Genomic DNA, 14,762 nt, shown 5'->3' on the forward strand with positions numbered 1-14,762 from the left:
CCGCATGACACAGCGAAAGATTATCATCGACACTGATCCAGGTCAGGATGATGCCGTGGCGATCCTCGTCGCTTTGGCCAGCCCGGAAGATATCGACGTTCTGGGCATCACCTGTGTGGCGGGCAATGTGCCGTTGGATCTGACCACCCGCAACGCGCGTATTGTCTGCGAACTGGCCGGTAAGCCGGAAGTCAGAGTATTTGCCGGCTGTGACCGCCCGTTGGGGCGCGATCTGGTCACGGCAGAACACGTTCATGGCAAAACCGGTCTTGATGGTCCCGATCTGCCCGAACCGACGATGGCGATGGCCGATGGCCATGCGGTTGATTTCATCATCGACAGCTTGCGCGACCACGCACCCGGCACCGTTACGCTATGCCCACTAGGGCCGCTTACCAATATCGCGACGGCGCTGCAAAAGGCACCCGATATCGCCAGACGTATCGCCAAGATCGTTCTGATGGGCGGTGGCTATTTCGAAGGCGGCAACATCACACCCGCCGCCGAGTTCAACATATATGTGGACCCCGAAGCCGCCGATATTGTTTTCAAATGCGGCGCGCCTATCGTTGTGATGCCGTTGGATGTGACGCACAAAGCGCTCGTTACCAAAGATCGCAACGACGCATTTCGGGATATCGGCAGCCCGGTCGGTATCGCGGTTGCGCAAATGACCGAATTCTTTGAACGCTTTGACAAGGAAAAATACGGGTCGGATGGCGCTCCGTTGCATGACCCTTGCGTCATCGCATACCTAATTCAGCCCGATCTTTTCCAAGGCCGTCATATCAACGTCGAGATCGAAACCCACAGTGAACTGACGATGGGCATGACGGTCGCAGATTGGTGGGGCGTCACCGATCGTGCACCCAATGCCACCTTCATGAACGGCATCGACGCCGACGGGTTCTTTGATTTGCTGACCGCCAGGTTGGCCCGGCTATGAGCGCGGCTTTCACCCTCGCCAAACCCGAGCACCTGGACAGGTTGGTGTCGTTGGTCGCCGCATATCATGCCGAAGAAGGTATCGAGCAGACGGAAGAAACGCGACGCAACGGCCTTGCGCCGCTGCTGGATGGTATTCCGCATGGCGTCGCTTACCTTATCGGACCCGCGCGCGCGCCGATCGGGTATATCATCCTGACGTTCGGGTGGTCGGTGGAATTTGGCGGGCTGGATGCCTTCGTAGACGAAATCTATGTTCGCCCCGGCGTTCGTGGGCGTGGCATCGCGACCGAAGCCTTGATGGCAGTCCCGAACGCGCTGGCTGGCGGCGGGATCAAGGCAATACATATCGAAGTCGCCCGTGCCAATGGGATTGCACAAAAACTGTATGCCCGAGCCGGATTTAAACCGCGCGATGACTATATGCTGATGTCGCGCAAATTCTGATCGGACTGGCAAAGGCTGTGGGTCGACACTATATCTGACATATGACGATTACAGCCCCCTTCGATAATAGCTATGCAGCCCTGCCAGAGGGTTTCTTCAGCCGTATCAATCCGACGCCCGTGGCGAACCCGCGGCTGTTGGCCTTCAACGAACCCTTGGCATCGTCGCTGGGGTTAGAATTCGCGACAAAAGACGACCTTGCCTTCGTTCTTGGCGGAAACGAACTGCCGGTCGGCGCTGATCCGCTGGCGCAGTTGTACGCCGGGCATCAGTTTGGCAGTTACAACCCACAGCTAGGGGACGGACGGGCGATCTTGCTTGGTGAAGTCGTCGACAGATCGGGCAAGCGCCGCGACATCCAGCTCAAGGGATCGGGGCGCACCCCGTATTCTCGGGGTGGCGATGGACGGGCCTGGCTGGGTCCGGTCCTGCGCGAATATGTGGTGTCCGAGGCGATGCACGCCTTGGGCATTCCGACCACCCGTGCCCTTGCCGCCGTCGCTACCGGAGAAGACGTTTATCGCGAAACCGCCCTTCCGGGTGCTGTACTTACTCGCGTCGCCTCCAGTCACCTGCGGGTAGGCACTTTTCAAGTCTATGCGCACCGCGGCGAGATCGAGAACCTCAGACTATTGACGCAATATGCGATAGAACGTCACTACCCTGACGCGGACGGCCCGATGGGTCTGTTGCGCGCGGTATGTGACCGCCAGGCAGACCTGATCGCGTCCTGGATGTCTGTCGGGTTTATCCACGGGGTGATGAATACAGATAACTGCGCTATTTCTGGCGAGACCATAGATTATGGCCCCTGCGCGTTTATGGATGCCTTCCACGTCAACCGGGTCTTCAGTTCGATAGATCGCCAAGGCCGCTATGCCTTTTCCAATCAGCCGCAAATCGCGGTGTGGAATATGGCGCAGTTGGCAACAGCCTTGCTACCGTTGCTTGAAAACTCCGACGCAGCGTTGGCCGAAGCGACGCAGATCGTTCACGCCATGTCGGATCAGATCGAAACCGCGTGGGGCACGCGCTTCGCGGCCAAAATCGGCATCACTTCCCCCACCAAGCTAGACGGCGCGTTGATCGATGACCTGTTGGTGTTGATGCAAAAGGACGGAGCTGATTTCACCAATTCCTTCCGTGCCTTGTCGGGCGATGATGCGGTGGCTCAATTCACTGACCGGGTCGGGTTTGCTGCGTGGCAGGAAAAATGGCGCGCGCGCCTTGCAGCCGAGGACGACCCCGAAGCGGTCATGAATGCCGCCAACCCGGTTATCATTCCGCGCAATCACCGGATCGAGGAAATGATACAGGCGGCGGTTGCGGGCGACATGGCTCCGTTCAATCGGTTGATGGACGCACTGGCTACCCCGTTTACGGCGACCGACCCCGAATTGCACCGCCCGCCAAGTCAGGATGAAATTGTGCCGGCCACATTCTGCGGGACTTAGTGCCTCAGGCGATCATGCGGGGTTTGCGGTTGATCAGATAGATACCCGCTGCAATCAGCGCCAAGGCTGCCCAGACGGACAGGGCCACGTGTTCCGACAGCAGTACCCAACCCAGAATGACTGACAATACCGGTGACAGAAAGCTGAACGATGCCACGCCCGATGCCGGATAAACCGACATCAGCCAGAACCAGGCGAGAAAGCCGAAACTGGCAACTGCGAATATCTGAAAGGTCAGTCCGGCCAGGTGGATCAACTGTACATCGCGCACAAGCGGGCCGAACAGCGGGGCCATCAGCACCAGAATGGGCCCGGAGATCGCAACCTGGCACATCAGTTGCTGCGCAGGCGGCACTTTCTCAAGCGGGGTGACACGCACCAAAAGCGCAATGCCTGCCCAGCTTAACGCCGCCAACAAGGCCAGCAGATCGCCGGTCCAGCTGACATGCCCGCCGCTTCTGTTGCCGAGCGCAACCGCAATACCGAGCATGGCAAGCATCAAGCCGATGATCTTGGTGCTGGTCAGCCGCTCGTCAGGCAACAGAAAGTTTACCGCAATCGTCAGCCAGACCGGCATCGAATAGAAAATCACCGACGCGCGGCTGACTGTCGTGGTATCCAACGCGACAAAAAGACAGGTGAATTCAAAGGTAAACAGAATTCCCGACAACACCGCAGCCCCCCAGGCCGCCCGAGGGAAGGCAAAGCTGACACCGCGCATTTTCATCCAGATCACCAGCACCACGATTGCCCCCAGCGACCGCAGTCCGGCCGAGAACACCGGGTTGAACCCCCCATTGGTCACCTTGATCACTACTTGGTTGAAGGCAAGGTTAAGCGCGAACGCGATCAATGCGATGGCACCGAATGCGTCGATATGAGATTTGCGTTCCATTTGGACAGAAACCCGCGACGGCAAAGCTTTGTCAATCGCATTTCCGCTTATGGTCGCGATGTAGAGGAACAGTTGACCTTGGTTCTTGGTTGGGCCTGAGCACAGGCTGTTTCCCTGTGTTGACTGTTCAACAATATAACCAGGGGTGACCAACCATGAGCTTGATGAGAACATTGGCCAAAGTGGCTATCGGTGTGGCTGTGGCCAAAGGCGCGAAAGCTGTCATGCAGAACAACAAGTCCGGCGCTGGTGGGGGTGGCCTTGGCGGTTTGTTGGGCGGGCTGACCGGCGGCGGCAACAACCGATCCACGGAAGCCGGCGGTGCAAATACACGGTCTGGCGGCGGTATCGAAGACATGCTTGGCGGGTTGCTTGGCGGCACCTCGGGGACGAACCAAGGCGGCTTGGGCGGATTGCTGGACCGGTTCGGCAGCTCTTCCGGCGGCCGTTCGTCAGCCGGATTGGGTGGACTTGGCGGTCTGCTTGGCGGTCTGGCAGGCGCTGCGGGCGCGGGCGGGATGATGTCGGGACTGGACCGTAAGGTTGAAGCCGCGCCGGACCGACCCGAGGCCGATTTCGGGGCTGTGCTGAATTCTCAGTTCGACAGCACCGGTGCCAAACCGGTGACGCCCTCCAAGGATCAGGAAGCCCTGGCCGGTTTGATGATTTCCGCGATGATCCAGGCGGCAAAATCGGACGGGACTTTCGACGACAAGGAACGTGAAAAACTGCTGTCAAAGCTCAACGGTGCCGATCCGGATGAAGAAGCTTTCGTCAAGGCACAGATGGAGGCGCCCGTGGATGTCGATAATCTTGTGGCGCAGACCCCTGATGGAATGGGGCCCAAGGTGTATGCGATGGCCTTGCTCGCGATTGAACTGGATACCCAGCAGGAGGCGCAGTTCTTGCACAAGCTCGCCAACGGTTACGGGATGACCCCGGACGAGGTCAACGATATCCACGCGCAGGTCGGCGTACCGTCGCTTTATGCCTGAAACAAGAATGGTAAAGCCCGGGCCGAGCCGATCTTGGCTCAGGCCTTTACCTTGGCATCCTGTTTTTCTTTGGCAATGACGTGGCCTGCCAAATCGCGGGCAATCGCGAAGGCACCTTTTATCTTGTCGGTTTCGGTTGCCCAGTCACGACGCACCACGATTCTGTTATCCTTGACCTTGGCCAGGCCCCGTTGATCCTGAATGAATGTCACCAACCCCTCGGGGGATGCGAATTTGTCATTGTGGAATTGGATGGTGACGCCTTTGGGGCCGCCGTCAAGCTTGGCGATACCTGCCCGTTTGCACATCGCCTTGATCCGGATCACCAGCATCAACGTATTCACTTCGCGCGGCAGCTTGCCGAACCGGTCGATTAGTTCGGCGGCGAAGCCCTCAAGTTCGACCTTGGTGGTCAGGCCTGACAACCGCCGGTAAAGTCCCAGCCGCACATCCAGATCGGGAACGTATGCTTCGGGAATCAAAACAGGTACACCCAGATTGATCTGCGGAGCCCATTGGCCGTCATCGTCGATTACGCCCTCCAGTTCGCCCGCCTTGATCTTGGCGATCGCGTCTTCCAGCATGGATTGATAAAGCTCGAACCCCACGTCGCGCATCTGGCCGGACTGTTCCTCGCCCAGCAGGTTGCCCGCACCGCGGATATCAAGATCCTGCGACGCCAGCGTAAAGCCTGCCCCTAGCGTATCAAGGCTTCCCAATACCCTAAGACGTTTTTCAGCCGTCGCAGTCAGCTTGGCGCGGGGTTTGGTTGTCAGGTAGGCATAGGCGCGGGTTTTTGACCGGCCCACCCTGCCCCTGATCTGGTAAAGCTGCGCCAGCCCGAACATGTCGGCACGGTGCACGATCATGGTGTTGGCGGTCGGGATGTCCAGACCGGATTCCACAATCGTCGTTGCCAGCAAGATGTCGTACTTGCCATCATAGAAGGCGTTCATTCGGTCATCAAGCTCGCCCGCCGCCATCTGGCCATGTGCTACCAGATAGGTCAGTTCGGGCAACTGTTCTTTCAGGAATGCTTCGATTTCAGGAAGGTCAGATATTCGCGGTACCACATAGAACGATTGTCCGCCGCGATAATGTTCGCGCAACAGTGCTTCGCGCAGGGTCACGGCGTCAAATTCGCTGACATAGGTACGGATCGCCAGGCGATCCACGGGCGGTGTACCGATGATCGACAGATCGCGCACACCTGTCAGGCTCAATTGCAGGGTGCGGGGAATGGGCGTCGCTGTCAGGGTCAGCACATGAATATCGGTGCGCATCGCCTTGAGCCGTTCCTTGTGTCCGACGCCAAAATGCTGTTCTTCATCGATGATCAGCAGGCCCAGGTTGTTGAACTTGATGCTTTTTGCCAGCAGTGCATGGGTGCCGACCACAATGTCGACAGTACCGCGGGCCATGCCTTCGCGGGTGGCGTTTGCGTCTTTCGCAGAAACAAAACGCGACAATTGCCGAACCTCGAGAGGGAAGCCCCGGAACCGTTCCGCAAATGACTTATAGTGCTGCCGTGCCAGCAGGGTCGTCGGCGCAATGATCGCCACCTGAAGGCCGGACATGGCCGCGACAAAAGCGGCGCGCATCGCCACCTCGGTCTTGCCAAAGCCCACGTCGCCACAAATCAGACGGTCCATCGGGTTGCCGCTGGTCAGATCATCCAGCACATCCGAAATGGCGGTCATCTGATCTTCGGTTTCAGTATACGGGAAACGGGCCGCAAAGGCGTCCCACATGCCCGGCGGCGGGTCCATGACCGGTGCCTTGCGCAGGGCACGTTCCGCCGCGATGCGGATAAGCTTGTCGGCCATCTCGCGGATGCGTTCCTTGAGCTTGGCTTTCTTCGATTGCCATGCACCGCCACCCAGCTTGTCCAGCAACCCTTCCTCGTGGCCGTATCGCGAGAGCAGCTCGATGTTTTCAACAGGCAGGTAAAGCTTTGAGTTTTCCGCATATTCCAACAAAAGGCACTCGTGCGCGGCCCCAGCGGCGGTGATGACCTCCATTCCCAGATAACGACCGATACCGTGATCCACATGCACCACAAGGTCACCCGGGCTCAGCGATTGGGCTTCGGTGAGGAAATTATCCGCCCGCCGCTTGCGTTTTGCCGACCGGATCAAGCGGTCACCCAGAACGTCCTGCTCGGAGATAACAGTAAGCCCCGGTGCCTCGAACCCGTGCTCCAACGCCCAAACGGCAAGGTACAAACCGCGTTTGCCGATGCGGGTGCCGTCGGGAATCGGGATCGCTTCGCCAAGACCCTCGTCTTCGATAAGCCCGGTCAACCGTTCCCGGGCCCCTTCGGAATAGCTGGCGATGATCACCGGCCCATCTTGAAGCTTTACCTTAATGTGTGACGCTAACGCACCGAATAAGCTTAGAGATTCTTGTTGTCTTTCAGGGGCAAAGTTGCGCCCGATGCGCCCGCCTGCATCCAATACATTAAGGCCGGTGGGTTGGGGTAGCGGTTTGAAGTTGATGACCCGTTTGCCGCCAAGAGCGGCGTCCCAGGCGCTGTCGTTCAGGTACAGCCCTTCGGGAGGCGCGGGCTTGTACACGCTGTCCATCTTTGACCGGTTGGTCATGGCAAGGCGGCGTGTTTCGTATTGGTCGGCAATGCTGTCCCAACGGGCCAACCGCTGCCCGGTTACCTGATCGTCCAAGCTGACGGTCGCATCTGGCAGATAGTCGAACAGGGTTTCCAACTTTTCGTGGAAAAACGCCATCCAGTGTTCCGCACCTTGGTGTTTGCGCCCCGCACTGATCGCTTCGTATAGCGGGTCATCCGTGCCTGCCGCGCCAAATTCAATACGGTAGTTCTGCCGAAACCGTGTGATCGCAGCCTCATCCAGGATGATTTCGCTGACCGGGGCCAGCTCTACCAATTCCAGCTTTTCTGTGGTGCGCTGCGTCAACGGATCAAATCGGCGCGCCCCGTCCAGCGTATCTCCGAACAGGTCCAACCGCACCGGGCCAAGGTCACCCGGGGGGAAAATGTCAATGATACCGCCCCGGACCGCGTAGTCGCCGGGCTCGGTTACCGTGGGGCTTTGAACGAAACCCATCCGCACCAGGAACTGCCGCAGGGCCGCTTCGTCGATACGGTCCCCGACCCGGGCGGAAAATGCGGCGTCGCGCAGGATGCTGCGGGCCGGAACCCGCTGCGTGGCGGCATTTATGGTTGTCAGTAGAATGAATTGCGCCGGCATCCCATGCACCAACCCGGCCAGCGTTGCCATACGCTGCGCCGAGATATCGGCATTGGGTGAAACACGGTCATAGGGCAGACAATCCCAGCCGGGAAAGGTGACGACCGGTGTGCCGGGGGCAAAGAACCGCAGGGCAGCCTGAAGCGCCGCCATCCGCTTGTCATCGCGGGCGACGTGCAGCACCGGGGTATTGGTCTTGCTTAATTCATCGAGAAGTGCGCGGGCATCGTAGCCTTCGGGAACGCCCGATAGCGTTATGTGATTGGTATTTACCATGAGGTGTCACTTGATCCTGGTACGTGTTTTGTCAACCGCCGAACGGACCTATGTAAAGGTTTTGGTACATGCCCCACATCGACGTGACGAAAATGGACACCATCCCAATCAGCTGGGTGTATAGCCGGTGACGGGTCAGGCGTTTGAACAAAAGGTCGCCGGTGGCAGCTTCGTTGCGGATTTGCTGGGCCGTTCTGATGCTGAGCAAGCCAACAAGGCTAAGCGGGAACGCCAACAGCAGCACTGCCTGAGCGAACTCGTGGCTGTAGAAGACCGCCAGCGTAAAGAGCACCGTCAGAAAGAAGCAGCCGAATCCCATGATCCACAGCCCCGAAACCTGAACGATATAGAGCAACCGGTTGACGTTGATACGCACGATGTCCTCAAGATCGACCTGGGCCTGATCGCGGTGACGCCGCGCACGCAATACCATATCATAGGGAACGCCCAACACCCAATGGCTGGCCGAAGACCATATCACTGCGACCGCGATCCAGAACCAAAGGTTCGAAAATGACCGCATATCAATGACTTCAAAGATTTTTTGATAAAGGTCCAAGGTATGCTCAACTTTGATTTGATCCAGAGTGTTCGGACGTGCGCCCAACAACCTGTGCCTGTCATAGCGGTGCCTTGAGGTAATTCCTAGCCTTGAGCCATGCAAAAATACATGCCAAGCCTAGCGGCATAACAGCCGAGGTAATTTTGCATGAGACCCCAACAAGCGCCATTTCCCGCATCCCGCATGCGCCGCACCCGTCAATCCGAGGGTGTCCGCGCCCTGGTGCGCGAAAATGCGCTAAGCCGAGGCGACCTGATCTGGCCGGTGTTTGTGCGCAGTGGCGAAGGAATCGAAGAACCCGTTCCGTCAATGCCCGGTGTGTTTCGTCGCAGCGTCGACAAGGTGGTGGACGCCGCGCGCGAGGCGGCCGATCTGGGGATCGGCGCGATGTGCATCTTTCCCTATACCGGCGTCGAAGACCGCACCGAAGATTGCGAAGGTGCCTGGGATCCTGAAAATAATGCAAACCGCGCGATCCGTGCCATCCGCGATGCGGTCCCCGAAATGGTGATCATGACCGACGTTGCGTTGGACACCTACAACATCAATGGACACGACGGTTTCGTAGAAAACGGTATCATCGTCAACGACCGCACTGTAGAGGCCTTGGTCAAGATGGCGCTCGCGCAAGCCGATGCAGGTGCCCACATCATCGGCCCATCCGATATGATGGACGGACGGATCGCCGCCATTCGATCCGGACTTGAAGAAGCGGACCATACGGATGTGATGATCATGAGCTATGCCGCCAAATACGCGTCGGCTTTCTATGGGCCGTTCCGTGATGCAGTGGGCGCTTCGGGCGCGCTGACGGGGGACAAGAAAACCTATCAGATGGATTACGCCAACAGCAACGAAGCGCTGCGTCTGATCGAACGTGATCTGCGCGAAGGTGCCGATATGGTGATGGTCAAGCCCGGTATGCCCTATCTCGATATTTGCCACAGGGTGAAATCGACGTTCGGTGCCCCGACCTTTGCATATCAGGTGTCGGGTGAATACAGCATGATAAAAGCCGCCGCCCAAAACGGCTGGATCGACGAGCAGCGTATAATGATCGAAAGCCTTATGGGGTTCAAACGCGCCGGTTGCGACGGCATTTTGACGTATTTCGCACCTGCCGCGGCCCGGCTATTGGGCGCGTGATGGCAGTTTGGAGTGAAAATCGCCGTTTCAGTGGCAGTTCGTCGCTGATTATGCGCCTAAATTGGTGACACCCGACAATTTTCGGCATATGGTTGCCCACAAGCCGGAATAATCGGCATAGGCAATTACAGGCAGTATAAAATGAACTATTCAACAGTTTCGCGCCGCGCGTTCACCTTGGGTGCGTTGGCAAGCGCTGGCGCAGTGGCAGCATGCGGCAATGGCATCGGCAGCCGCGGCAGCGGCATGATTGACGCCCGCGTTCAGGCGACACTCGCCGAGATGTACCGCACCTACCCCAACACCCGGCAATTGGCCGAAAAGTCCAACGGGATGTTGGTGATGCCGTTGGTCACCGAAGCGGGCCTCGGCTTTGGAGGGGCCTACGGGCGCGGTGCGTTGCTGGTCGATAACGTCACGGTCGACTACTATTCAGTCGCCAAGGCGTCCGGTGGGTTGCAGATCGGTGCACAGCAATACGCGCATGTGCTTTTCTTCATGACAGAGCAAGCGTTGTCGCAGTTTCGCCGGTCCCCCGGCTGGGCTGCCGGGGCGGATCTGGAATATGTCATCTCTGACCGGGGCGAAAGCGTCGAGGCCGACACGACCACCGCGCTGGCACCGGTTCTGGCCGCTGTCTTTGGCCGCGCCGGCCTGCGTATCGGGGCCACACTCGAAGGCACCAAGTATTCGCGCATCATTCCGTAACGTTCGATCCGCCCGACCCGCAGAACCTGCGGATCGGGCGGGTCCGTCAGCCAGCTGAATTCAGACGTTTGATCAAGCTCGACGTATCCCAGCGGCCGCCGCCCACTTTCTGAACGTCCTTGTAGAATTGATCAACAAGGGCGGTAACCGGCAGGCTTGCATCGATTTCGTTCGCGGTGTTCAGACAAATCCCCAAATCCTTGCGCATCCAGTCGACAGCAAAACCATGGTCGAACTTGTCGTCCAGCATTGTCTCGTAGCGGTTGGCCATCTGCCAGCTACCGGCAGCCCCTTGGCTGATGACTTCAACCACATCACGCCCGTCGAGCCCGGCTTTCTGTGCAAAATGCAGCGCTTCGCTCAGCCCTTGAACCAGCCCGGCGATCGCGATTTGATTGCACATCTTGGTCATCTGGCCGGCACCGCTATCGCCCAGACGGCGGCATATCTTGGAATAGACTTCCATGATCGGCAACGCTCGGTCAAACGCCCCTGCATCGCCCCCGCACATGATCGAAAGCTGACCGTTCTCAGCCCCTGCCTGACCGCCCGAAATGGGGGCGTCGACAAAACTGATCTGACGCGCATCGGCGGCCTCGTACAGTTCTCGGGTCACCGCGGCGGACACGGTCGTGTGATCAACAAAGATCGCGCCGTTCGTCATACCTGCAAAAGCACCGTCTTCACCAAGACAGACCGACCGCAAGTCGTCGTCGTTACCGACGCAGGAAAAAACAAAGTCCGCACCCTTTACAGCTTCGCGCGGCGTTGTGGCCATCGCACCACCGTTTTGTTCCACCCATTTATGCGCTTTCTCAGCGGTCCGGTTGTAAACGGTAACGTCGTGACCCGCCTTTTGCAAATGGCCAGCCATCGGCCCGCCCATTACACCCAGTCCCAGAAATGCGAGTTTTGCCATCGTCTTTTCCTTATCATTCAGTTGCGCTATTGGCTGATGTAACACCTATCACCCTGCGGGCAGTGGTCAATCGCACGCGAGAATAATCAGGAGCACAATATGGCACGGATATTTCGATGGCTGATGCGTATCGCAATGCTGTTGATCGCACTGGTGATACTGGCATTGGGCGGCGGCTATTGGTTGGCCTCGCGATCCCTGCCCGATTACAATGATACCGTGCAAGTGTCCAAACTTGCTGGCGAAGTCGAAATCGTCCGGGATAACGCGAATGTGCCACATATCTTCGCAGCTGACGATCTAGATGTATTCTACGGGTTGGGCTTCGCGCATGCCCAAGACCGCCTGTGGCAGATGATCACCATGCGCCGCACAGTCCAGGGGCGGCTGTCCGAAGTGTTCGGCACCTCCACCATCGGCATTGACCGCCTGTTGCGCAGGTTCGATCTGTATACTCTGGCGGTTCGGTCGGTCGACGTGCTCGACCCGAAAACCCGGGCGGTGCTGGACGCATATGCCTCCGGTGTGAATGCCCGGCTCGACCAGATCAACTCCGAAGCTCTGGGGCGCGGTGCGCCTGAAATGCTGCTGTTCGATGCACCTGTCGCACCGTGGCGGGCCGCGGATTCAGTCGCCCTGGTCAAGCTGCTGGCGCTGCAGCTTTCGGGTCACCTGGATGCAGAGGTCAAACGCGCCCGGACATCACTCGCGTTGACCGACCAGAAGCGGCTGCTTGATATTCTGCCCGACGCGCCGGGTGACGGCATCGCCGCCCTGCCCGAATATGCCAGCCTGATGCCGGGGGTGAAACAATTCTCCGAAAACATCCCGCTTGATCCCTCTCCGCTGTCACCCTTCAAATCGTTCGATCTTGCCGGGGCGTCGAATGCATGGGCCGCAGCGCGCGATCGTTCGGCGGCCGGCGGCACGTTGATTGCCAATGATCCTCACCTCGGGTTCACGGCACCGACGGTTTGGTACCTGGCCCGTCTCGGTTTGCAGTCCGGCGGCGTCATCGGTGGTACGATCCCGGGCATTCCCGCAATCTTGACGGGCCGCAGCGCCGCTTTGGGTTGGGGAATCACCTCGTCCTACGCCGATGATCAAGATGTCTACATCGAAGAGCTCAACCCGGACAACACCGAAGAATACCGCACCCCCGACGGTTTCAAGAAGTTCACCAAGCGTGCCTCGATCATCACCGTCAAGGACGCCGATCCCATCACCCTGACACTGCGTTGGACAGATAATGGCCCGGTCCTGCCAGGAAGCCATTACAACCTTGCCGCCATTACCCCCGCCGGCCATGTGGCCGCGCTTAGCTGGACAGCGCTGAGCCCGGCGGATACGTCAATCTCGGCGGCACTGAAGCTGATGGAGGCGAAAACCGTAAACGAGGCTATCGCGGCCGGCGAAGCCTATATCGCTCCCTCCCAGAACCTCACGCTGGTTGATGTCGACACCATTGCACTTAAAACCATCGGCGCATTGCCGGCACGCGATCCTGGGCATCAAAGTCAGGGTCGCATGCCGACACCGGGGTGGATACCGCAAAACCGCTGGAAAGGGATACTGCCATACGCCGATAATCCCGAATTCGTGGCCCCGCGCGGCGGCATCATCGGCAATACCAACAACAAGACCGTCGACCGACCGTTTCCCGAACATGTGTCGTTTCTGTGGGGCGATACACAGCGTATCCAACGCTGGCGCAACCTGATGCAGCGTCGACAGGTTCATACCCGCGACAGCTTTATCGAGGCGCAGCTCGACACGGTCAGCTTTACCGCGCGGACATTGTTACCGCTGATCGGCTCCGAACTGTGGTTCACCGGTAAAGCCGCCCCCGATGGCACGCCCGAACGCCAGCGCCAGCGCGCGCTTACTTTGCTGGCAGGCTGGTCCGGTGAAATGAACGAACACATGCCCGAACCGCTGATCTATGCCGCGTGGGTGCGGGCCCTGCAAGCCCGACTTATCCAGGATGAACTCGGCCCCCTGGCAGAGCAGTTCGATCACGTCGAACCCCTGTTCATAGAAAGGGTGTTCCGCAATGTGGACGGTGCCGGCGCATGGTGCGATGTGCTCTATTCGGCACCGGTGGAAACCTGCCCGGAAATGGCAAGACTGGCGTTGGATGATGCTCTGATCTGGATCGACGAAAATTGGGGCAGCCAGCTGGAGTCCCTGCGTTGGGGTGATGCTCACCAGGCGACCCATGACCATCCCACCCTGGGGGACGTTCCGATCCTGCGGTATTTTGTCAACATCCGTCAGTCGACCTCGGGGGGCGACAACACGCTGCTGCGGGGCCGGACCCTAGGCACTGGCCCGAACCCATTCCTCAACGTGCATGGCGCGGGGTATCGCGGCGTCTATGACTTCGCTGACCCGGATTCGTCGGTGTTCATCACGTCGACCGGTCAATCCGGGCATTTCCTGTCGCGCTATTACGACGATCTCGCCCAGCTCTGGCGGCGCGGCGAATATATCCCTATGTCGCTGGACGAAGAGCTGGCGCGCGCCGCAGCCGTCGGGGTGACACGGCTGATACCGGCCGACAAATGAACCGGGTGCTGCTTTTCAACAAACCGTACGGGGTGCTGTCGCAATTTACTGACAAAGGCACGCTCGGGTCGCCGCGTCCGACCTTGTCTTCCTATATCACTGAAAAGGGCTTCTACCCCGCCGGGAGGCTTGACCGGGACAGCGAAGGGCTGATGGTGTTGACCGATAGCGGACCGCTTCAGGCCCGCATTTCGCATCCGAAATACAAACTCGCAAAAACCTATTGGGTGCAGGTCGAAGGAACACCGGATGACGCCGCCCTCAATGCCCTGCGATCAGGTGTGATACTCAAGGACGGCAAGACCGCTCCGGCAAAAGCCTCGCAAATCGCGCCCCCCGCAAACCTTTGGGAACGCACCCCGCCCGTCCGTTTTCGCAAATCCGTACCCGATGCATGGATCGCACTCACCATAACCGAAGGGCGTAACCGTCAGATCCGCCGCATGACAGCCCACGTAGGGCTGCCGACGCTGCGCTTGATCCGTGCGCAAATAGGCGGCTGGCATCTCAATCAACTGCGTCCCGGCGCATGGCGGTTCGCGTCAGAAACAGGCCCGTGATTCCAAATGGTCCAAAATCCCGGGGGGCGGCCAAAGGCCGTGGGGGCTGGCCCCCGCAAA

General features: G+C 58.9%; 12 protein-coding genes. 8 read left to right on the forward strand and 4 right to left on the reverse strand.

Annotation, left to right across the window (positions count from 1 at the left end):
- Positions 1-4: 4 nt before the first annotated feature.
- From AC13DE_RS19395 to AC13DE_RS19405, 3 genes are read left to right on the forward strand one after another with little or no spacing between them, the layout of a single operon-like run.
- Positions 5-946: a nucleoside hydrolase gene (locus tag AC13DE_RS19395; protein ID WP_446312426.1), complete on the forward strand. Its 942-nt coding sequence runs from the start codon at positions 5-7 to the stop codon at positions 944-946.
- Positions 943-1,392: a GNAT family N-acetyltransferase gene (locus AC13DE_RS19400; protein WP_446312425.1), complete on the forward strand. Its 450-nt coding sequence runs from the start codon at positions 943-945 to the stop codon at positions 1,390-1,392. The genes AC13DE_RS19395 and AC13DE_RS19400 overlap by 4 nt, the downstream gene beginning before the upstream one ends.
- Before the next feature lie 41 nt (positions 1,393-1,433).
- Positions 1,434-2,846, forward strand: coding sequence for a protein adenylyltransferase SelO (locus AC13DE_RS19405; protein WP_483048748.1), 1,413 nt, complete (start codon positions 1,434-1,436; stop codon positions 2,844-2,846).
- Positions 2,847-2,850: 4 nt separating this feature from the next.
- Here the strand turns inward: AC13DE_RS19405 and AC13DE_RS19410 are convergent, their stop codons facing one another.
- Entirely contained in the window at positions 2,851-3,741 is an 891-nt protein-coding gene (locus tag AC13DE_RS19410) for a DMT family transporter (RefSeq protein WP_446312423.1), read from the reverse strand.
- A 155-nt stretch (positions 3,742-3,896) separates the two neighbouring features.
- On the opposite strand from AC13DE_RS19410, the gene AC13DE_RS19415 reads away from it, so the two are divergent.
- A complete protein-coding gene (locus tag AC13DE_RS19415; RefSeq protein WP_483048749.1) occupies positions 3,897-4,736 on the forward strand; it encodes a DUF533 domain-containing protein in 840 nt (279 codons plus the stop codon).
- A gap of 38 nt (positions 4,737-4,774) precedes the next feature.
- Here the strand turns inward: AC13DE_RS19415 and mfd are convergent, their stop codons facing one another.
- On the reverse strand, positions 4,775-8,239 hold the full coding sequence (gene mfd / locus AC13DE_RS19420; protein WP_483048750.1) for a transcription-repair coupling factor: 3,465 nt from the start codon (positions 8,237-8,239) through the stop codon (positions 4,775-4,777).
- Positions 8,240-8,270: 31 nt separating this feature from the next.
- The gene (locus tag AC13DE_RS19425; protein WP_446297189.1) at positions 8,271-8,798 is read right to left on the reverse strand and encodes a component of SufBCD complex; all 528 of its coding nucleotides are present in this window, start codon (positions 8,796-8,798) and stop codon (positions 8,271-8,273) included.
- A gap of 150 nt (positions 8,799-8,948) precedes the next feature.
- Between AC13DE_RS19425 and hemB the strand changes: the two genes are divergently transcribed.
- Together hemB and AC13DE_RS19435 are read left to right on the forward strand one after the other, a co-directional pair.
- Positions 8,949-9,947 carry a porphobilinogen synthase gene (gene hemB, locus AC13DE_RS19430; protein ID WP_446297154.1) on the forward strand — a complete coding sequence of 333 codons (999 nt, stop codon included), beginning with the start codon at positions 8,949-8,951 and terminating at the stop codon, positions 9,945-9,947.
- Between the two features lie 141 nt (positions 9,948-10,088).
- On the forward strand, positions 10,089-10,655 hold the full coding sequence (locus tag AC13DE_RS19435) for a lipid-binding SYLF domain-containing protein (RefSeq protein WP_446297153.1): 567 nt from the start codon (positions 10,089-10,091) through the stop codon (positions 10,653-10,655).
- A gap of 46 nt (positions 10,656-10,701) precedes the next feature.
- Here AC13DE_RS19435 and AC13DE_RS19440 read toward each other — a convergent pair whose 3' ends face one another.
- A complete protein-coding gene (locus AC13DE_RS19440) occupies positions 10,702-11,574 on the reverse strand; it encodes an NAD(P)-dependent oxidoreductase (RefSeq protein WP_483048751.1) in 873 nt (290 codons plus the stop codon).
- A 99-nt stretch (positions 11,575-11,673) separates the two neighbouring features.
- Here AC13DE_RS19440 and AC13DE_RS19445 point away from each other — a divergent pair, with 99 nt between their 5' ends.
- Positions 11,674-14,142, forward strand: a complete 2,469-nt coding sequence (locus AC13DE_RS19445; RefSeq protein ID WP_483048752.1) for a penicillin acylase family protein — start codon at positions 11,674-11,676, stop codon at positions 14,140-14,142.
- On the forward strand, positions 14,139-14,702 hold the full coding sequence (locus tag AC13DE_RS19450; protein ID WP_483048753.1) for a pseudouridine synthase: 564 nt from the start codon (positions 14,139-14,141) through the stop codon (positions 14,700-14,702). Before AC13DE_RS19445 ends, AC13DE_RS19450 begins: the two co-directional genes overlap by 4 nt.
- Positions 14,703-14,762: the final 60 nt, after the last annotated feature.

This window comes from Sulfitobacter sp. L-8 (assembly GCF_056859255.1).